This is a genomic window from Tessaracoccus yangjingae (assembly GCF_055326235.1).
The window spans coordinates 187,515-206,573 of record NZ_JBUZNN010000005.1 but is presented as its reverse complement, the minus strand read 5'-3'; the positions used below and the strand labels follow the sequence as shown (position 1 = coordinate 206,573).

Sequence of the window (19,059 nt, the reverse complement as noted above, 5' to 3'; positions counted from 1 at the left end):
GCACCCCAACGCCCCGCGTTCATGGCTGACGCACAGGTTGGACCCACGGGCGCGACAGGTTGGCCCAGCACTTCCGCAGAGGAACTCCTCACACGACCTGGATGAGGGGGAGGCAGGCGCCGTGATGGCGTTGCTGCAGATCCTTGTGTCCATGACCTAGGGGTCACTCGTCGGATGCCGGGTCAGGAGAGAAGAGTCGTTCGGGCTCGACGACGGGGACGATCCCGGCCGCCGCTGCCGCGAGGTCTGGGTCGACGGTGACCAGCGCGTCCGCCTGCAGCTTGACCAGGGCGATGTACTCGGCCCGGGCCATCGTCGTCCACCCGTTCGCCCGCGCGAGGTCCCAGGCGACGCGGCGGCTGACGCGGTCGTTGAGGAGCCGCATCCTCATCCGGGTGAGCTTCTCGTGGAGGGCCAGCGCCTGCGGCTCGCTCAGTTCGCCGCGGTCGACCCTCTGCAGCAGCAGATCCATCACCTGGGACCGGATGGCGGCCGGCGCGACGAGCTGATAGGAGGCGGAGATGGTCCTGCCGTCCTCGAGGACGTGCAGCAGGGTGGCCGCGTCCACCACGAACCTGGTCATCCGACGACTCTAGGCTCCGACGAGGGCGGATTCCAGACCCTGGAGCAGACGTCACCGGCTGAGCATCAGGGGTCGCCAAGGCGACGGGAGCGCGCGACACTTGAGGGGTCAGGGGATGGTGTCCATGGGTTTCGTGCTCGCGGCGGTGCTGCTGGGGGTCGTCGGCTACCTCGTCCGGTTCCGGCAGTGGAGCTGGCTGATCTCGGGGTACAACACGTCGTCGAAAGCGAAGAAGGCGCGCTACGACGTGGCGGCGCTGACCAGGGGCGTCGGGAACTTCTCGTTCTTCCTGGCGGGGACGCAGGTGCTCGCCGGGATCGGGTTCATGGCCGGCGTCGAGTGGGTGCCAGTGGCGGCGATGGTGGTCCTGGCGGTGGCGTCTCTGATCTTCATCGTGTACGCCAACACCGGTGGGCGGTACCTCAGGAGGGACTGAGCCCCTCGGACGCGTCCCTCCGCGGCCGGCACACAGCCACCCGCCGCCGCTGAGTGGCGGATGTGGTCGCGACTACGCCACCAGATCCGCCACTGAAGCGACGGCGGCCGCGACACGTCTCGCGCCCGGCGCCCCCACCGCCCCGCTTCATGGCTGACGCACAGGTTCGACCCACGGGCGCGACAGGTTGGCCCAGCAGGATCAGGGGCAGACTCGAGAGAGGCAACACCCCATGACCACACTTCTGGACCGGCCCGACACCCGCCGGATCACCTCAACCGCACGCCCATCGCCCCGCCCGACTGGGGCGAGGGCCCGGGTCCCCGGCTGGTGGCGCGACGCCGTCGGCGTGGCCACCACGGCGAGCATGCTCGTCGTCGTCGCCCTGTGGGTGGCCGGCGGCGGGGTGCAGGACCTGGCCGGCTGGGCCTCGGCCCTCACCAGCCTCGGCCGCCTCACCGCGCTCGTCTCGGCCGACCTGCTCCTCATCCAGGTGCTCCTCATGGCCCGCATCCCGGCGGTGGAGCGCGTCTACGGGCAGGACGAGCTGGTCCGCCGGCACCGCCTGGTGGGCTTCTGGTCCTTCTGGCTGATGGCGGCCCACATCGTGCTCATCACCGTCGGCTACGCGGCCTCGGTCAACCTCAACCCGTTCCTCCAGTTCTGGGAGCTGGTGGTGGACTACCCCGGCATGCTGCTGGCGCTGGCGGGCACCGTCGCCCTCGTCATGGTGGTGGTCACCAGCATCCGCAAGGCCCGCGGCGCGCTGCGCTACGAGTCCTGGCATCTGCTGCACCTCTACGCCTACCTCGGCGTGGGCCTCGCGCTCCCGCACCAGCTGTGGACGGGACAGGAGTTCCTCAACAGCCCCGTCGCGACGGCGTACTGGTGGACGCTGTGGATCGCGGCCGCCGGCTCGATCCTGCTGTTCAGGGTTGCCCTGCCGCTCTACCGCAGCGCCGTCCACGGCCTCCGGGTCGAGAGCGTGGTGCGGGAGTCGGCCGACGTGGTGTCGGTGACCATGCGCGGCCGCAACCTCGCCCGCCTGGACCCCCTCCCCGGCCAGTTCTTCAACTGGCGGTTCCTGACCGGGCCGGGCTGGATGCGGTCCCATCCCTACTCCCTGTCCGCCGCCCCGACGGGTGAGCGGATGCGGATCACGGTCAAGGACCTCGGCGACGGCAGCCACGCGCTGGCCGACCTGAGGCCCGGCACGCGCGTCCTCATCGAGGGCCCCTACGGCCGCCTGCACCCCGGAGTGCGGACGCAGCGCAAGGTCACTCTCATGGCCTCCGGCATCGGGATCAGCCCCATGCGCTCGCTGCTCGAGGGCCTGCCCCAGCGGCCCGGCGACGTCACCCTCCTCTACCGGGCGCGCAGCGAGGCGGACCTCGCCCTGAAGGACGAGCTCGACGACCTCATCCGCCGGACCGGCGCCCGCGTGATCTATCTCCCGGGACGACGGCTCCCCGGCCGCGACACCTGGCTCCCCGAGGCCGCCGTCGGCTTCACCGACGCGGAGGCGTTGCGCCACCTCGTCCCAGACATCGCCGAGCACGACGTCTTCCTCTGCGGCAGCGCCGCCTGGATGGACGCCGCCCGGGCCGCCGCGCTGGAGTGCGGCGTGCCCGAGTCACGAATCCACCTCGAACGCTTCAGCTGGTAACCCGGCACCGACAAGGAGATACACAACATGCGAAAGATCGTCGCCGCCCTCATGGGCACCGTCAGCGGCCTGGTCCTGCTCTTCAGCTACCACACCAGCACCAACGGCCAGGCGGCCACGGCCGCAGCCGCCACCGACACCGGCGAGAGCCAGTCCTCGGGGACCACGCCCAACGCCGACGCGGGCAGCAGCACATCCGGCTCCGCGTCGAGCGCCACGTCGCAGGACTCCAGCTCGTCCTCCTCGACGGACAGCTCGGCGTCCTCCAGCTCGGCCGCGCCGACGGCCGCGTCGGGCACCTACACAGGCGACGCCGTCCAGACCCGGTACGGGGCGGTGCAGGTGGAGATCACGGTGGAGAACGGCGTCCTCACGTCGTCGAACGCCATCCAGTACCCCAACCGCGACCGCCACGATCAGCAGATCAACTCCTACGCCGTCCCGGTGCTCAACGCGGAGGCGGTGGAGGCGCAGAGCGCCGACATCGACTCCGTGTCCGGGGCCACCTTCACCAGCCTCGCCTACGCGCAGTCCCTGCAGTCGGCCATCGATCAGGCGTTCCAGTGAGCGCCGCGACCCTGGCGAAGGCCCCGGCGCAGGCCGAGGCGCTGCCGCGACGCGCGTTCGTCGCCCAGATCATGGGCCTGCCGATCAGCGTCCACGTGCGCGGTCCCCGCGCCCGCGACCTTCCCGTGGAGCGCGCCGTCGAGCGCGCGTTCGACGAGTTGCGCGCCGACGACGACATGTTCAGCACCTGGAAGCCGGACAGCCCGGTCAGCAGGATCCGCGACGGTCGGGACTCGCTGGCGGAGGCGCATCCACGCATCCGACGTGTGGCGTCGCTGTGCGAGCTCGCAGGACAACGCACCGGGGGCGCGTTCTCGGCGTGGCTGCCCGACGGGGGCGGCACGCTGCGCTTCGACCCCACCGGCCTGGTCAAGGGCTGGGCGGTGGAGCAGGCGATGGAGGGCCTCGTCGAGCGGCTCGCCGCGCTCGGGCAGCACGACGTGCTGATCAACGCGGGCGGTGACGTCGCGGTGCACTGTGAACGGACCGACACCCCGGACTGGTCGATCGCCGTGGAGGATCCGCGGGACCGGTCGCGGGTCCTCCAGCGGATCGCGATGCGCACGGGCGCCGTCGCGACGTCCGGCACCGCGGCCCGAGGACTCCACATCACCGACCCATGGACCGGGGCTCCGGCCACCGATCTGCTATCGGCCACCGTGATCGGCCCCGGCCTCACCTGGGCCGACGTCTACGCCACGGCCGCGTTCGTGCTGGGCCGCGCCAGCCTCGGCTGGCTGGCCACCCGGCGGAACCACGCCGGCATCCTCGTGGAGCAGGACGGCCGGGTCACCACCGTGCGGGCCGACCCTCGGACCGGGCGCGGGACGGTGTCGCGGTGAGTGGCTGCCCCGGGCCATCGCCGGCGGGAGAAGACCCCCGAACTTGCCCTGACAGTGCCCTTTGGCCGCTCCGTCGGACTATGGTCTGAGGTGTAGCGCCGCCACCGAAGGAGCACCATGTCCCGCAGCCCGATCAAGCTGATCCCCGCCGACTTCACCGCAGTCCCCGCCCTGGCCAACGCCTGCGACGCGGCCGCCGTCGACACCTTCGCGCCCGACCTGGACGCCGTCGCGCTGCTGGTGGCCACCGGCACAGATCTGACCGGCGTGGTGGGCCTCGGCGCCGACGCGCTGGCCTCCGCCGGGTTCGACGCCAGCGCCGGCAGCAGCCTGGTGGTGGCCCAGGACGGGCACCCCCTCGTGCTGGTCGGCATCGGCGACCCCGCAGAACTCGACGCCGACAAGCTGCGCGACGCGGCCGCGGCGGCCGCCCGGGCGACGGCGAAGAAGGGCGGGCGCATCGGCCTCGACGTGCCCGAGCTGGGCATGGACGCGCGCACCGTCGGCCAGGTGCTCACCGAGGGTGCCCTGCTGGCCCGCTACCGCTACTCGGTGCTCAAGGCGGAGGCCAAAGAGGTGCCGCTCGCGGTTCTCCAGCTGAGGGTGGCCGGCGCCGACGCGGCAGCCGTGACCGACGGCATCGCCGCCGGCCAGATCGGGGTCCGGGCGACGGTGGTGGCCCGCGACCTCGCCAACACACCCCCCGGACACCTGACCGCGACCAACCTGGCCGACGTGGCAGCCGAGCTGGGAGCCACGTACGGCTTCGACGTGGAGGCCTTCGACAAGCAGCAGCTGATCGAGATGCGCTGCGGCGGCATCCTCGGCGTGAATGCCGGCAGCGAGGAGGAGCCGCGGCTCGTCGTGCTCACCTACACCCCGTCGGGGGAGCCCACCGGGCACCTCGGCATGGTGGGCAAGGGCATCATGTACGACTCGGGCGGCATCAGCCTGAAGCCGTCGGACCCGATGCACCTGCTTATGAAGATGGACATGGGCGGTGCGGCCGCCGTGCTCGGCGCGTTCACCGCGCTGCGCGACCTGGGCACCACCTGCGCGGTCTCCGCCTGGCTGGTGTGCACCGACAACATGCCGTCCGGGTCCGCGTACAAGCTCGGCGACGTGCTCACCTGCCGCAACGGCAAGACGGTGGAGATCAAGAACACCGACGCCGAGGGCCGGATCGCGATGATGGACGGGCTGGCGCTCGCCGTCGAGGCCGGGGTGGACGCCATCGTCGACATCGCCACGCTCACCGGTGCCGCGCTGATGGCGCTGGGGAAGTTGCGGGCAGCGGTTCTGGGCAACGATCAGCCCATGGTGGACCGCGTGGTCGCGGCCGCGGCGGCCACCGACGAGCCGGTCTGGCAGCTCCCGCTCGAGCGGAAGTACCGCAAGCAGCTGGACTCCGACATCGCCGACATCGCCAACCTGGGCGGCCCGCACGCCGGGGCCACGACGGCGGCGCTGTTCCTGGACGAGTTCGTCGCCAAGACCCCGTGGGCGCACATCGACATCGCGGGCACCATGTCCACCGATGCCGACGACGCCTGGCGCTCCGCCGGGGCCACCGGCTTCGGCGCCCGACTCCTCGCCAACCTGGCGGCCGGATTCGAGGCTGCGTCGAACTGAGCTGCGCCCGCCCCGGGCCTTCGCGCCCGGGGCAGGGTCCTGCGGTGTCCCGACGGGGCGGGGCCGCCCCACCTCAGACGAGTCGAGGCTCCAGCGTCGGTTCTGACCGGTCAGTCCCGGCAAGAACCGACACTGGGATCTGACGCCTGTGGCCGCACAACCCCGTCGGGCCCCGAGGAGTCCCGGGAGGCTCAGAACTCCTCGTCGCCGGTGAGCCGATCCGGGACGGTGAAGCTGCTGGTCAGCCGCTGGTACTGCCTCGTCGCGCTGCTCTGGACGATGCCGTCGAGCAGTTCGATGATGTGGCAGGCCATCTCCTTCGAGGCCCGGTTGGGCCTGCCCTGGGCGATCGCCTCGACCATCTCCGCCGCGCCGACCCCCCGGGAGTTGTCGCTGTAGCGGTGGTGCACGGGCAGCACCTCGGTGGAGCCGCCGCCGGCCATGATCTCGCGGGGGTCGCGCAGGCCCGTGGTGAGTCGCACGTCGCCCCCGAACTGGTTCGGGTCAGGCAGGTAGATCAGGCCCTCGGTGCCCTGGATGCACAGGTACGGCTGCTCGGGGAAGACGCTGTCGCCGTTGAAGGCCACCGTGCCCAGCACTCCGCTTTCGAGCTGCATCGTGGCGGTCATGATGTTCTCGTTGGCGATCTCGTAGGTCTCGCCGAAGTGGGGCCCGCCCTCCATCCGGTAGGTGCGCTGGGGGCGGTTGGTCTGCTGGAAGCCGCACACCTCGACGGCGGGGCCGAGGATCGACAGCACCGCGGTGAGGCCGTAGACGCCGAAGTCGTAGCCCATTCCCGCACCGGGCCGCAGCAGGAAGGGCATGAACTCGTACAGGATGTCCATGCCCCGGTTCAGCATGATGGTGAATCCGGTCGGCTGGCCGATCCTCCCCGTCGCGACCGCCTCGGCGGCGGTCTGGACGGCCGAGCCGAGGAACGTGTCGGGGGCGCACCCGAGGTAGAGGCCGCGGGAGTCGGCCAGGTCGGCCAGTGCCTTGGCGGAGGCGTAGTCGCCGGTGAGCGTCTTCTCGCTGTAGACGTGCTTGCCGGCGTCCAGCGCCCGCCCGATCACGTCGGCGTGCGCCTCGACGGGGGTGAGGTTGAGCACGAGCTCGATGGACGGGTCGGCCATCAGCTCGTCCATCGTCATGGCCGCGATCCCGTGCTGGGCGGCCTTGGCCTGGATGTGGCCCATGTCGCGGGCGGTGCAGCCCACCAGCTCGAGGTTGCGGAAGCTGTCCTTGATGTTGCCGATGAACGTGTCGCTGATCATGCCGACGCCAACCACGCCGACGCGCATCGGCTTGACCGGCTCGCTCGTCTCTATGTCCTGCACTGGAGGCCCCTCATCTGCTCGCGCGCCCTCACTGGTCGGGGACGTTGTGAGCGCCATCGTAGGAGCGATCCCCACCGTGGGTGGCCGCCCGCCAGAGCTCGGTCAGGGGGCAGGAAGCGTGGGCGGTGGTGCGTCCGGTGCCGGAGGTCGGTCAACTGCTGACGCGTGACGCGGGGGGCAGTGAGTCGTCGAACAGCAGCCACACGTAGCCGTAGGGAGGCAACTCGACCAGGTACCGCTCGCTCACCACCTCCGGGGCGCCGCCCACGCTGCCGGACAGGACGACGGGGATCTGCCCCGCCAATCCGGCGAGAGAGACCTCGGCAAGCTGGGGCCATTCGGTGAGGTTGTTCAGCGACACCACGCGCGTCGTCCCCCGCTGCCGCTGGAACGACAGCACCGCGTCGGATCCCTCGAGGTCGGTGAAGTCACCCAGACCGAAGACGTCGTGCGCGCGTCGGGCCGCAAGGGCACCCCTGAGCCAGTTGAGGAGCGATTCCGGGTCGTTCTGCTGATCGGCGACGTTGGTATGGACGTTGCCGTAAGGCGGGGCGCACGGGATCGGCGAGGGGAAGAGATACGGGTTGGCCGTGGAGAACCCGGCGCCCGGGACCTCCGACGTCCACTGCATCGGGGTGCGGACTCCATCCCGGTCCGGAAGCCAGATGTTGTCGCCCATCCCGATCTCGTCGCCGTAGTAGAGCACTGGTGACCCGGGAAGCGCCAGGAGGAGCGCGTGCAGCAGCTTGAGGCGGCGCACGTCGTTGTCGACGAGCGGGGCCAGCCGTCGGCGGATCCCCAGGTTGAGGCGCATCTTGGGGACGGGCGCGTACGTTTTCCACATATATGCGCGCTCGTCCTCAGTGACCATCTCCAGCGTCAGCTCGTCGTGGTTGCGGAGAAAGGTGCCCCACTGGCAGCCCTCGGGGAGGTCTGGGATATCGGCGAGGATCTGGCTGATGGCCGTTCGCGTCCCTTGCCGGAGCGCCATGAACAGGCGGGGCATGAGGGGGAAGTGGAAGGCCATGTGGCACTCGTCGCCCTCGCCGAAGTACTTCGCAGCGTCCGCGGGCCACTGGTTGGCCTCGGCAAGGAGGAGGCGGCCAGGGAACTCCTGGTCGATCACGGAACGGATCGTCTTGAGGATGGCGTGGGTGCGCTCGAGGTTCTCGCAGGTGGTGCCCTCCTCCTCGGCCAGGTAGGGCACGGCGTCGAGACGGAATCCGTCCACGCCGAGCTCCAGCCAGAAGCGGAGGGCGTTGAGAACCTCGTCGAGCACCTTGGGGTTGTCGTAGTTCAGATCCGGCTGGTGGCTGTAGAAGCGATGCCAGTAGAACTGCTTGCGCACAGTGTCGAACGTCCAGTTGGAGTCCTCGGTGTCGACGAAGATGATGCGGGCGTCGGGGTAGCCGGTGTCGTCGTCGCGCCAGACGTAGTAGTCGCCGTACGGGCCCTGAGGATCCTCCCGCGACGACTGGAACCATGGGTGCTCCGACGACGTGTGGTTGATCACGAAGTCCGAGATGACGCGGATCCCACGGGCGTGCGCCTCCTGGATGAGGTTCCTCAGGCCCTCGTGGGTGCCGAGCTGCACCTGGATCCCCGTCAGTCTCTCGACGTCGTACCCGCCGTCGCGCTCGGGCGAGGAGAAGAACGGCGGTATCCAGATGCAGTCGATCCCCAGCCACGCAAGGTAGTCCAACTTCGAGACCAGGCCGTTGAGGTCCCCGACGCCGGTGCCGGTGGTGTCGGCGAAGGACCGGACCCACACCTCGTAGAACACAGCCTTCCTGAACCAGAGCGGATCATCGCTGATCCCGCGTCGGTCCGTCCATCCCCCTGCGGATGACTGGTCGGACGGCTGCAGAGGCACTGCGGACATGGTTGCTCCTCGACCGTGGTGCTGCTCGATGTCCCGCCACGCGAGGAACAGCCCAGCACCTCTGAGTCTGGCAGGTCCGAACCGCGGTCCGGGCGGGTATGAGGGGTGCTCGTGCGGTCACATCCACCGCTGGAGGGATGGCTTCTGTCGTTGCTGCCGTGTCAGGATGAGCTGCCAGCGAGCGCGGAGGGAGGAGCGGCACATGCCAACGAGGCCAGGGGCTGTCCATCTGGTGGGCGGGGGGCGCGACGAGGACGCCGTCGTCACCCTCCTCATCGACTTCGTCGCTCAGGCGGCGGCCCTCCGGGGCGACGGATCCGTCGCCCCGCGGATTCACGCCCTGCTGGTGCTCGAGGCCGACGACCGCGAGGGCGTCGAGCGCTACGGCAGGCTGCTGGGCCTCGCGGGGGCGAACGTCGACGTGCATGCCATCGTCGAGGGCGAGCTCTTCGACGCCTCAGCGCTCGACGGGGCGGACGCCATCTTCGTGGGTGGGGGGCTCACCCCCGCCTATCTGGATGCCTTCGCGTCCATCGCGCCGCTCGTGCGGGACCGGGTCGCGGCCGGGATGCCGTACCTGGGGTTCTCGGCGGGCGCCGCGATCGCCCCGGAGCGGGCGGTGATCGGCGGACACCTTGTCGACGGGGTGCCCGTGTGCGACGAGGACGCCAGCGAGGAGCTCGACGAGGTCGCCGTGTCCGACGGACTCGGCCTGGTGCCCTTCACCGTCGATGTGCACGCGGCGCAGTGGGGCACGCTGTCGCGGCTGGTCGCGGCGGTAGGCGCCGGGCTGGTCGAACGGGGACTCGCGATCGACGAGCACACCTCCATCCGGTGGGACGGGGTGGATGATCCCGCGTCGTCGGTGGCCGGACGGGGTGCCGTCTGGCAGGTCAGCAGGGCTGACGCGGGCGGCTCGGTCCTGGTGAGCCGCTCGAGGGCGCGGATGGCGTGACCGGGCCGACGCGGTCGGTGGCGCTTCGCGCCCGACCGGCTCACCCAGCGGAACCCTCGCCGGGCAAGTCGGGGTCGGTCCGCTCAGGGTGGGAGCGGGGCGTTACCGGGTGAGGACCCCGCCCAGCCCGTAGGCCCGGTGCAGCAGGACGATCGGGTGGACCGTCTCGACGCCGCTGGACTTCTCGATCTGCCAGCGGCAGGTCTCGGTGTCGCAGGCGGCGAGGCCGTCGTTGGTCGCCTTGACCATGTCGAACAGCGGCTTGCCCACGGCCTGTGCGATGTCGTACTTCTCCTTCTTCAACCCGTACGTGCCCGCGATGCCGCAGCAGGTGACGTTGCTGTCGATCACCTCGAGCCCGGGGATGAGCCGGAGCAGGTCCGACGCCGGGGTGCCCATGCCCTGGCTCTTCAACTGGCAGGGGGCGTGGTACGGCAGCCGCATGTTGATGGGCTGGAAGTCTGTGGGAAGCTCGCCCGCCTCGTAGAGCTCCATGAGGAACTCGGAGATCTCCCGGATGCGGGTGCCGACGTCCATCAGCTCGGGGTCGTGGATGCCCAGGATCTGGTGCGCCTCGTGCTTGAGCATGCCGGTGCAGCTGCCCGCGGTGCTGATGATGGTCAGCTCGGTGCCGGGGGCCCGCAGCTGCTCGACGAGGCGGCGCACGGAGGCGCTCGCCTTCTCGAACAGGCCGTTGCTCTGCTCGGCCAGGCCGCAGCAGCCCTGCTCGGGGACGATCACCTCGTAGCCCAGGTGCTCCAGGACCTCGATGGCCTTCTTGGCCGCGTCCACCTCGAAGTAGCCGCCGGCGCATCCGTGGAAGTACACCAGGGCGCCGCGCGTCCGGGGCTGTGTGGGCGCGGAGCGCTTCTTCAGCCACTTGTGGAGCGACTCGCCCCGGGCCGTGGGCATGGGGGCGTCGCGGTGGACGCCCACCACCTTCTCCATGGCGATGCGTGCCAGCTTGTTGTCCAGCACGGCGTTGGCGATGGGCGCCACCGGCGTCATCGCCTTGCCCATCAGCACCGTCTGCGTGATCATCTGATCACGCACCGGCACGCCCTGCTCGGCCTTCATGACGGCCCGCGCCAGCGAGTTGAGCTCGGCCACGTTGACGCCCTGCGGGCACACCACCGAACAGGTGCCGCAGCTGGAGCAGTAGTCGACGGAGTGGTCCACGGACTCGTCGTCGCGGAACCGCTCGGCCTGGGGGCCCACGAACTTCGGGCCGGAGAACAGCGGCGTCACCGCCGCCACGGGGCAGGCCGTCTCGCAGATGGTGCACTTGACGCACATGTCCAGGCTCATCCGCTGCAGCTCGTTGTTGAGCCGCTCGCGCAGCTCCTTTGCCCGCTCGTCGCGCTTCTCGCTCATCGTGCACCTCCGGTGATGTGATCGGCGGCCCGGACGGCCGTGGCGACGGCGATCCCGTCGCCTGACTTCTCTCGCCAGCGTTCCGCCCCGGCGATGATCCCGCCGGCCACGTACAGGTTGGGGTGGACGACGGCGCCCGCGGCGTCGACCGGGCGGCCCGCGTCGTCGGTGCGGACGCCCACCTCGAACAGGGCGTGCGGGCCCCAGTAGACGGACGGGATCAGCGGCTCGGCATCCGTGGCCGTCAGCGGCAGCCCGAACACCGGCTCGGTGATGGCGCCGTGGGAGTCGACGTCGAGCGCGCCGCTCTCGAAGCCACCGGGCGCGAACAGGAACGCGCCGGCCTTCAGGTGTCGCGGCCCGCCGGCCGCGGCGAGGGTGACGGAGGCCACGCCGTCGGCGCCGGGGGTGAACCCGGTGATCCGGCTGCCCTGGATGAACCGCACGCCCACCGCCCGGGCCAGGGCGAGCAGCGCGTCGTAGAGGCGCAGGCCGGGGACCGACGGCGGGGGCAGCGGGATCTCGCAGACGTCGCGGCCGAGGGCCTCGGCCACCTGCCGCCACACGTCGCGACGCTTGTGGCCCAGCACCGCGGGGAGTGCGACGACGTCGGCCTTGCCCGCCACCGCCGAGACGGCCTTCGCGAACGCCGCCGCGAACGACTGGTCGTCCATGGCGCGGGCGTAGGTGAGCGGCGTGGGGTCCGCCTCCCCCTTGCGCGCGGGGAGGTCGATCCACGCGGCGTGCGCGGCGAGGGCGCCCCCGTCGGGTGCCGTCGAGCGGGCGAGGTTGCCGGCGATGAGCTCGGCCGAGAAGTCCTTCAGCTGCCGCACGCCGACGACGGCGTAGGTCTTGCCGCCCACTGCGTCGCCAGCGATCATCGACGGCTGGGCGAGCGCCGTCGGGCGGATCGCGCCCACCGCCGTCGGGAGGTGGAAGTTCGTGGCGGGGTTGCCCACGAGCAGGTCCGGCCCCAGCTCGGCGGCGAGCCAGGTCAGGGCCGATGCGGTGGCGTCGGCCCCGATGGAGGCGTAGGGGTGGCCCTCGGGGACGGCCGCGACGGCGTCGAGTGGGGCGGTCACCCGCTCCGGCGTGTAGCCGAGGATGTCGACGGTGCCCTGGGAGAGCTGGAGCCCGCCCGGGCCCTTGGTGGCCAGCGTGACAGACTTCCCGGCCCGGGCCAGTCTCAGCGCTGCGGTGAGGCCGGCGAGCCCGGCCCCGATGACGACGACGTCGCTCATCGCACGATCTCCTCTTCAGGCTGGGGAAGGTGCTCGACGTCGAGCGTTCCGGCGAAGATCCAGTGGTCCAGGGCGGTCTGCCTGACCTGTTGGCCGTAGAGGATGGGCCAGATGCCGATCCAGCGGTGCTTGAGGAACAGGCGCAGCAGTCCCGAGGCGCGCTCGGCGTCGTCGACCTGCTCGGAGCAGGCCAGGCCCGCCGCACGAGTGGCGCAGAAACCGCCCTGACAAGGACCCATGCCGAGGCGGAGCTGGCGCCGGAGGTCGTCGAAGGTGGCGTTGGGCTGTTCCTTGAGGAGCCGCACGAACATGGAGCGGTTCATCAGCTCGCACTCGCAGATGATCTGGTCCTCCAGGCGGTCCTTCTCGCGGTCCTCCAGGCGGTGCGTGACGGTGTAGAGCTTGCGGTCCTCACTGCCGGGGATGACCTCGTCGGCGGTGGTGCAGGGCCGCTCCTCGCCGAGCTGCCGGTTCATGGCGTCGACGATGTGCTCGGCCATCAGCCGGTAGGTGGTGAGCTTCCCGCCGCCGATGGTGAGCATGCCGTTCAGGCCGTCGGTCTGCGAGTGGTCGATGACGGCCATGCCACGGCTCATGTGGCGGGTGTCCTCGACGGAGACGCGCTTGTCCTTGATCAGCGGCCGCGACCCGGACCAGGCGTGCAGCGCGCGCGCCTTGCGGAAGCCGGGGATCATGGCCTCGCCGGCGTCGAGCATCTGCTGCACCTCCTTGCGGGGGATGGGCAGGTGGTCGGGGTCCGTCTCGTGGATGTCGGTGGTGCCGATGATGGAGACGGTGTGCACGGGGACGAGGATGTCGCCGTCGGTGGGGTAGACGCAGCGGTTGATGACGGTGTTCACCAGGCGGTGGTTCATCGCGATCATGATCCCGCGGCCGGGGATGACCGCGACGGGCTCGGCGCCCGCCATCTCCGCGATCTGGCCGGCCCACGGACCGGCGCAGTTGAGGACGAACGTGCAGTTGATGCGCACGTCCTCGCCGCCCTTCTCATCGCGGCAGATGACGGCGGCCACGCGGTCGCCGTCGCGCTCGATCTTCGTCACGCGGTGGTAGGTGAGAACCTTCGCGCCGTGCGCCATCGCGGAGCGCGCGGCGCCCCAGACGAGCTGCCAGCCGTCGACGGAGCCGTCGGCCACCTCGATGGCGCGTTGGATGCGGGGGTCGAGGCGCGGCTCGCGGCGGAGCGCCTCCTTGACGGAGATCTCCGTGGCGGGCACGCCGGTGGCCCTGGCGCCTTCGAGGAACTTGTCCGCGTAGGCGGGGTCGTCGCCGGCGAGCGTGACGAAGAAGCCGCCCGTGTCCTCGACGGCGCTCGCCTGGATGCGGCGCAGGATGGCGTTCTCCTCGGCGCACTCGGTGGCCGAGCCGGGATCGCTGACCACGTAGCGGCCGCCGGAGTGCAGCAGCCCGTGGAACCTGCCGGTGGTGCCCTGACCCAGATCGACGCGCTCGACCAGGACGGCGCGGTACCCGCGCATGGCGGCGTCGCGGACGACGCCCAACCCCGTCGAGCCGCCTCCGATGACTACGACGTCGGTGTCGAGACGCTTCATGGTTTCCCCTCCTTGGGCCTTGAAGACTGGTCTATCACGTCAGCCGTGACGAGGCACTGGTCAAGGGGGATTGCGCCGCATTAGTGCATGGCCGACCCGAGGCCCTGAACCAGATGTGCAGCCCTCCGTGCACGAATGTTCAGCCGTTCCGGACGAGGCCTCAGGAGCGCCGTCCCGTGGACCGCCGGACGATCAACTCCGGCTGGAACACCGTCTGGCGGGGGATCAGCTCCGGGTCGGCGGCCTCCTCAAGGAGGATCCGGAGCGCCGTCCTGCCGATCATCGAGCTCGGCTGCCGCAGCGACGTCAGCGGCACGGCCGCGGCGGCGGCGAAGGCGATGTCGTCGAAGCCCACCAGCGCGATTTCCTCAGGCACCCGCATCCGCCCGTCCTCCATGAGGGCCTGGAGGACGCCGAGCGCCACCAGGTCGTTGGCGGCGAAGACGGCGTCCGGGCGCTCCTGCGCCGGGCGGGTCAGGATGCGCATCCCGGCGGCCGCCCCCTCCGCGACGGTCATGGCGCCGGTGGGGATCACCTCGATCTCCACCCCGTCGGCGTTCTCGGCGGCCACCCGCGCGCCGGCCAGCCGGTCGGTGACCTCGTGCAGCTCGAACGGGCCGCCCACGAAGGCGATCCTGCGCCGCCCACAGGCGATGAGGTGCTCGGCCGCCATCCGGCCGCCCGCGATGCTGTCCACCGAGACGGAGCTGAACCTGTTCTGCCCGGAGTACCGGCCGACGAGCACCGCCGGGATGCCGCGCGCCCGCAGCTTCTCCAGGCGGCTGAACACTTCGCCGAACGGGGCGATGAGCAGGCCGCGCACCTGGTGCTCCTCGAACAGGTCGATGTACATGCGCTCCCGGGCGGGGTCCTCCGCGGTGTCGCCGAAGAGGATGGCGATGCCGTGCTGGGTGGCCTCGTCGCCGGCGCCGCGGACCACGTCGTTGTAGTAGGGGTTCTGCCCGTCCATGACGACGAAGCCGACGGTGCCGCTGATGCCCTGCCGCAGCTTCCGGGCGGCCTCGTTGCGGACGTATCCCAGCTCGTCGATCGCCTTCTGCACGCGCAGCGCGGCCTCGGCCGAGACGACGTCGGGCCGGTTGAGGACGTTGGAGACGGTGCCCACAGACACCCCGGCGCGCTGAGCGACGTCTCGAATGCTCACGGTGGCCATGCCCGAACGCCTCCTTTCTCACGATTCCGCATCATTTGTCTCCGATGACTTGACCTTGCGGATCGGTGAAACATATCGTAGCCTGAAACGACGTTGAATCGATTCAAAGCCTTCGAAGATGATGGCCAACTCAAAGAGGAGTCAACCAAGTGACGGATACCGTACCTGACCCGGGAGCGACGCCGGCTCTCGAGCTGTCACGGGTTGTGAAGTCCTTCGGCGCGGTCGTGGCACTGCGCTCGGGCAGCCTGCGCCTCGAGAAGGGCTCCATCCACGCCCTGATCGGGGAGAACGGAGCCGGCAAGTCCACGCTGGTCAAGATCGTGGCCGGCCTCTACCGCCGCGACGCCGGTGACTTCCGCCTCGAGGGCGAGCCGGTGGACTTCCACAGCACCGCGCAGTCCAAGGGCGCAGGCATCGCCGTCATCTACCAGGAGCCCACGCTCTTCCCGGATCTCTCGGTCACGGAGAACATCTTCATGGGCCGCCAGCCCGTCGGGCGTCTCGGGCGCATCGACCGCAAGGCCATGCGCGAGGAGGCCACGCAGATCTTCGAGCGCCTGGGCGTGCGCATCGATCCCGACCGGCTGACCGAGGGCCTGTCCATCGCGGACCAGCAGATCATCGAGATCGCCAAGGCCATCTCCCTCGACGCGCGCGTCCTGATCATGGACGAGCCGACGGCGGCGCTCAGCGGGGTCGAGGTGGAGCGGCTGTTCGCCGTCGCCCGCAGCCTCCGCGACGAGGGCCGCGCGCTCGTGTTCATCTCGCACCGCTTCGACGAGGTGTTCGACCTGTGCGACACCGTCACCGTCATGCGCGACGGCTCCTACATCGACACCATGCCCATCGCGGACACCACCGTCGACGAGCTGGTGCACCTGATGGTGGGCCGCGACGTCACCGAGATGTTCCCCAAGCTCCCCGCCGAGATCGGCGAGGACGTGCTGGTGGTCGAGGGCCTCACCCAGAAGGGCGTCTTCAACGACATCTCCTTCACCGTGCGCTCGGGCGAGATCGTCGGCCTGGCCGGCCTCGTCGGCGCCGGCCGCTCCGAGGTGGTCCGCGCCATCTTCGGCGTGGACCCGTACCAGAGCGGCACCGTCACCGTCAGCGGCAAGGCGCTCCCCAAGGGCAGCCCGAAGGCCGCGATGTCGCAGGGCATCGCGCTGGTCCCCGAGGACCGCCGCAAGCAGGGGCAGGCCCTCGAGCAGTCCGTCGCGCTCAACCTCACGCTCGCCATCAGGCACCGCCTCGCGAAGGCGGGCCTCATCTGGGGCGGGCTCGAGAACGCCAGCGCCAAGGTGTGGGCCAGCCGCCTCGAGGTCAAGACCGCGGCGCTCGACGCCGAGACCGGCACCCTGTCGGGCGGCAACCAGCAGAAGGTGGTGCTGGCCAAGTGGCTGGCCACCACGCCCCGCGTCCTCATCGTCGACGAGCCCACCCGCGGCATCGACGTGGGCACCAAGGCCGAGGTGCACCGCCTCATCTCCCAACTCGCCCAGGAGGGGCTCGCAATCCTGATGATTTCTTCCGAACTACCTGAGGTGCTCGGCATGGCCGACCGCGTCCTGGTCATGCGCGCAGGGCGCATCACCGGCGAGTTCGACCGTGCCGAGGCAACCCCCGAGGCCGTGATGTTCGCCGCGACGGCCGACGAGGACGTGGCGTGATGACCGCCGCCACCGCCACCGTGCCCAGGCGCTCCCCGATGGACGCCGTCGGGCACGTGCTGAAGGCCCGCGAGACCGGCATCGTCATCGCGCTCATCCTCATCGTCATCGCCGCCACGGCGGTCAACCCGAGCTTCATCTTCTCCGGCGACGGGTTCCGAGACCTCCTGCTGACCCCGTCGCTGCTCATGGTGGTGGCCATCGGGCAGGCCGTGGTCATCATCACGCGCAACGTGGACCTCTCCGTCGGCTCGGTGGTGGGCCTCACCGCCTACATGACCGGCCGCCTGTTCATCGACATCCCGGGCATCAACCCGGCGATGGTGTTCCTCGCCGGCATCGCGCTCGGCGGCCTGCTCGGGCTCATCAACGGCGCGCTGGTGGCGTTCGCGAAGGTGCCCGCGCTCGTCATCACCCTCGGCACGATGTACATCTACCGCGGAATCAACGTGGCCTGGACCGGCAGCGACCGGATCAACGCCTCCGACATGCCCGCCTCCTTCCGCGGCCTGGGCACCGCGGACCTGCTCGGGATCCCGCTGCTGACCATCCTCGCGGTCGTCGTGCTGGTGGCCACGGCCTGGTACCTGCGGAACCTGCGCAGCGGCCGCGAGCTGTACGCCATCGGCTCCGACCCGGACGCCGCGCACCTGTACGGCCTGCGCGTCACCCGTCGCGTCCTGGCGGCGTTCATCCTCTCCGGCGCGTTGGCCGGCCTGGCAGGCGTCCTGTTCGCGGCCCGCTACGGCACGGTCAGCTCCAACGCGGGCACCGGCTGGGAGCTGCAGGCCATCGGCGCGGCCGTCATCGGCGGCGTCGCGATGTCCGGCGGCGTGGGCACCGTGTGGGGGGCCGCCTTCGGCGCCTACCTGCTGCTCACCATCAACCGGGCCCTGCCGATCATCGGCATCCAGGACTTCTGGCAGCGCGCAGTGGTGGGCATCCTCATCATCGGCGCCATCATTCTGGACCGCGTCCTCGCCGTCCGTCAGCATCGACGACTCGTCGCGGCGAGGGAAGGAGTGAAGTGATGAGCACCGCCACGGTCCTCACCGAGAAGCCCGCCAGGGAGTACAAGTCCTACCAGCACCCGCTGTGGCGCCGGCTGCTCGCCAACCGCGAGGCCGCCATCATCGGCCTGCTGATCCTGGTGGTCATCGTCGCCACCCTCACGGTGCCCAACTTCGACAGCCCCCTGACCCTGACCTTCCTCATCCGCGAGATCGCGCCCATCCTGCTGATCGCCCTGCCGATGACGCTGATCATCATCACCGAGGAGATCGACCTGTCGGTGGCCAGCATCCTGGGCCTCTCCAGCGTGGTCACCGGGCTCGGCGTCCAGGCCGGCTGGCCCCTGCCGGTGGCCGGGCTGGCCGCGATCCTGGTCGGCCTGATCGCCGGCGTGATCAACGGCTCGCTCATCACCTTCGTCGGCCTGCCGTCGCTCGCGGTGACCATCGGCACGCTCGCACTGTTCCGCGGGATCGCGGTGGGGCTCCTCGGCACGACGGCGATCAGCGAGTTCCCCGAGTACTGGACGGACCTGGCGCGCGACAACATCGCGGGCACGCCCATCCCGGTGATCATGATCCCGTTCGCCGTGCTGGCCATCGCGTTCGCGGCGCTCCTGCACTTCACGCCGTTCGGCCGCTCGCTCTACACCATCGGACTCAACAAGGAGGTGGCCGCCTTCTCGGGAATCGACGTGGGCCTCACCAAGTTCTGGCTGTTCGTCATGAGCGGCACGGTCTCCGGCTTCGCCGGCGTGTACTTCACGCTGCTCTACAACAACGCCCGCGGCGACAACGCCATCGGCATGGAGCTGCTGATCATCGCCTCCGTCCTCCTTGGCGGGGTGTCCATCTTCGGAGGTCGCGGGGCCCTGCACGGCGTGATCGCCGGCGTGTTCCTCATCGGCACCATGTCCAGCGCGCTGCGCCTGGCCGGTGTCACCAGCGACATCATCAACGTCATCACGGGCACGGTGCTGATCCTGTCCGTGGTGTCGGCAAGCTTCCTGGGCTGGGTCCGCACCAAGCGGGTCGCGGCCGTCGGGAGAAAGAAGGGTCAGGCTGGCGCCGCCGGCGCCACAGCCTGAGTAGTCACCGAAAGACCACCGGTCC

Annotated in this window: 16 protein-coding genes; 9 read left to right on the top strand and 7 right to left on the bottom strand. The window is 70.3% G+C overall.

What is annotated here, in order from left to right:
• Positions 1-163: 163 nt before the first annotated feature.
• Positions 164-583, bottom strand: a complete 420-nt coding sequence (locus tag ACZK5D_RS09670) for a hypothetical protein (protein WP_463665140.1) — start codon at positions 581-583, stop codon at positions 164-166.
• A gap of 124 nt (positions 584-707) precedes the next feature.
• On the opposite strand from ACZK5D_RS09670, the gene ACZK5D_RS09665 reads away from it, so the two are divergent.
• From ACZK5D_RS09665 to ACZK5D_RS09645, 5 genes are all read left to right on the top strand, one after another.
• Positions 708-1,019 (top strand): DUF3784 domain-containing protein, encoded by a 312-nt coding sequence (locus ACZK5D_RS09665; protein ID WP_463665139.1) that lies wholly within the window; start codon positions 708-710, stop codon positions 1,017-1,019.
• A gap of 232 nt (positions 1,020-1,251) precedes the next feature.
• Entirely contained in the window at positions 1,252-2,685 is a 1,434-nt protein-coding gene (locus tag ACZK5D_RS09660; RefSeq protein ID WP_463665138.1) for a ferredoxin reductase family protein, read from the top strand.
• 27 nt (positions 2,686-2,712) lie between these two features.
• Positions 2,713-3,252 carry an FMN-binding protein gene (locus ACZK5D_RS09655; protein ID WP_463665137.1) on the top strand — a complete coding sequence of 180 codons (540 nt, stop codon included), beginning with the start codon at positions 2,713-2,715 and terminating at the stop codon, positions 3,250-3,252.
• The gene (locus ACZK5D_RS09650) at positions 3,249-4,094 is read left to right on the top strand and encodes an FAD:protein FMN transferase (protein WP_463665136.1); all 846 of its coding nucleotides are present in this window, start codon (positions 3,249-3,251) and stop codon (positions 4,092-4,094) included. The genes ACZK5D_RS09655 and ACZK5D_RS09650 overlap by 4 nt, the downstream gene beginning before the upstream one ends.
• A 117-nt stretch (positions 4,095-4,211) precedes the next feature.
• Positions 4,212-5,726 (top strand): leucyl aminopeptidase family protein, encoded by a 1,515-nt coding sequence (locus ACZK5D_RS09645; protein WP_463665135.1) that lies wholly within the window; start codon positions 4,212-4,214, stop codon positions 5,724-5,726.
• A 191-nt stretch (positions 5,727-5,917) separates the two neighbouring features.
• Here ACZK5D_RS09645 and ACZK5D_RS09640 read toward each other — a convergent pair whose 3' ends face one another.
• Both ACZK5D_RS09640 and treS read right to left on the bottom strand, forming a co-directional pair.
• The gene (locus tag ACZK5D_RS09640; RefSeq protein WP_463665134.1) at positions 5,918-7,063 is read right to left on the bottom strand and encodes a Gfo/Idh/MocA family protein; all 1,146 of its coding nucleotides are present in this window, start codon (positions 7,061-7,063) and stop codon (positions 5,918-5,920) included.
• A gap of 151 nt (positions 7,064-7,214) precedes the next feature.
• Complete coding sequence (treS, locus tag ACZK5D_RS09635; protein ID WP_463665133.1) at positions 7,215-8,945, bottom strand: maltose alpha-D-glucosyltransferase; 1,731 nt, start codon at positions 8,943-8,945, stop codon at positions 7,215-7,217.
• A 202-nt stretch (positions 8,946-9,147) separates the two neighbouring features.
• Between treS and ACZK5D_RS09630 the strand changes: the two genes are divergently transcribed.
• On the top strand, positions 9,148-9,900 hold the full coding sequence (locus ACZK5D_RS09630; protein ID WP_458995460.1) for a Type 1 glutamine amidotransferase-like domain-containing protein: 753 nt from the start codon (positions 9,148-9,150) through the stop codon (positions 9,898-9,900).
• A gap of 102 nt (positions 9,901-10,002) precedes the next feature.
• Here the strand turns inward: ACZK5D_RS09630 and ACZK5D_RS09625 are convergent, their stop codons facing one another.
• The 4 genes from ACZK5D_RS09625 to ACZK5D_RS09610 all read right to left on the bottom strand — a co-directional run bounded on the left by ACZK5D_RS09625 (position 10,003) and on the right by ACZK5D_RS09610 (position 15,263).
• Entirely contained in the window at positions 10,003-11,274 is a 1,272-nt protein-coding gene (locus tag ACZK5D_RS09625; protein WP_458995459.1) for an anaerobic glycerol-3-phosphate dehydrogenase subunit C, read from the bottom strand.
• Positions 11,271-12,515 (bottom strand): glycerol-3-phosphate dehydrogenase subunit GlpB, encoded by a 1,245-nt coding sequence (glpB, locus tag ACZK5D_RS09620; RefSeq protein WP_463665132.1) that lies wholly within the window; start codon positions 12,513-12,515, stop codon positions 11,271-11,273. Before glpB ends, ACZK5D_RS09625 begins: the two co-directional genes overlap by 4 nt.
• Positions 12,512-14,089, bottom strand: coding sequence for an anaerobic glycerol-3-phosphate dehydrogenase subunit GlpA (gene glpA / locus ACZK5D_RS09615; RefSeq protein WP_463665131.1), 1,578 nt, complete (start codon positions 14,087-14,089; stop codon positions 12,512-12,514). The genes glpB and glpA overlap by 4 nt, the downstream gene beginning before the upstream one ends.
• Before the next feature lie 160 nt (positions 14,090-14,249).
• Positions 14,250-15,263, bottom strand: a complete 1,014-nt coding sequence (locus tag ACZK5D_RS09610; RefSeq protein WP_463665130.1) for a LacI family DNA-binding transcriptional regulator — start codon at positions 15,261-15,263, stop codon at positions 14,250-14,252.
• Between the two features lie 149 nt (positions 15,264-15,412).
• Here ACZK5D_RS09610 and ACZK5D_RS09605 point away from each other — a divergent pair, with 149 nt between their 5' ends.
• From ACZK5D_RS09605 to ACZK5D_RS09595, 3 genes are read left to right on the top strand one after another with little or no spacing between them, the layout of a single operon-like run.
• Positions 15,413-16,936 carry a sugar ABC transporter ATP-binding protein gene (locus ACZK5D_RS09605; protein ID WP_463665129.1) on the top strand — a complete coding sequence of 508 codons (1,524 nt, stop codon included), beginning with the start codon at positions 15,413-15,415 and terminating at the stop codon, positions 16,934-16,936.
• Positions 16,936-17,967, top strand: a complete 1,032-nt coding sequence (locus ACZK5D_RS09600; RefSeq protein WP_463665128.1) for an ABC transporter permease — start codon at positions 16,936-16,938, stop codon at positions 17,965-17,967. Before ACZK5D_RS09605 ends, ACZK5D_RS09600 begins: the two co-directional genes overlap by 1 nt.
• Entirely contained in the window at positions 17,967-19,034 is a 1,068-nt protein-coding gene (locus tag ACZK5D_RS09595) for an ABC transporter permease (protein WP_463665127.1), read from the top strand. The genes ACZK5D_RS09600 and ACZK5D_RS09595 overlap by 1 nt, the downstream gene beginning before the upstream one ends.
• Positions 19,035-19,059: the final 25 nt, after the last annotated feature.

Coding starts and splice junctions, on each gene's coding strand:
- ACZK5D_RS09645 (WP_463665135.1), top strand. CDS start 4,212: ATGTCCCGCAGCCCGATCAAGCTGATCCCCGCCGACTTCACCGCAGTC.
- ACZK5D_RS09660 (WP_463665138.1), top strand. CDS start 1,252: ATGACCACACTTCTGGACCGGCCCGACACCCGCCGGATCACCTCAACC.
- treS (WP_463665133.1), bottom strand. CDS start 8,945: ATGTCCGCAGTGCCTCTGCAGCCGTCCGACCAGTCATCCGCAGGGGGA.
- ACZK5D_RS09600 (WP_463665128.1), top strand. CDS start 16,936: ATGACCGCCGCCACCGCCACCGTGCCCAGGCGCTCCCCGATGGACGCC.
- ACZK5D_RS09595 (WP_463665127.1), top strand. CDS start 17,967: ATGAGCACCGCCACGGTCCTCACCGAGAAGCCCGCCAGGGAGTACAAG.
- glpB (WP_463665132.1), bottom strand. CDS start 12,515: ATGAGCGACGTCGTCGTCATCGGGGCCGGGCTCGCCGGCCTCACCGCA.
- ACZK5D_RS09610 (WP_463665130.1), bottom strand. CDS start 15,263: ATGGCCACCGTGAGCATTCGAGACGTCGCTCAGCGCGCCGGGGTGTCT.
- glpA (WP_463665131.1), bottom strand. CDS start 14,089: ATGAAGCGTCTCGACACCGACGTCGTAGTCATCGGAGGCGGCTCGACG.
- ACZK5D_RS09655 (WP_463665137.1), top strand. CDS start 2,713: ATGCGAAAGATCGTCGCCGCCCTCATGGGCACCGTCAGCGGCCTGGTC.
- ACZK5D_RS09665 (WP_463665139.1), top strand. CDS start 708: ATGGGTTTCGTGCTCGCGGCGGTGCTGCTGGGGGTCGTCGGCTACCTC.
- ACZK5D_RS09625 (WP_458995459.1), bottom strand. CDS start 11,274: ATGAGCGAGAAGCGCGACGAGCGGGCAAAGGAGCTGCGCGAGCGGCTC.
- ACZK5D_RS09670 (WP_463665140.1), bottom strand. CDS start 583: ATGACCAGGTTCGTGGTGGACGCGGCCACCCTGCTGCACGTCCTCGAG.
- ACZK5D_RS09630 (WP_458995460.1), top strand. CDS start 9,148: ATGCCAACGAGGCCAGGGGCTGTCCATCTGGTGGGCGGGGGGCGCGAC.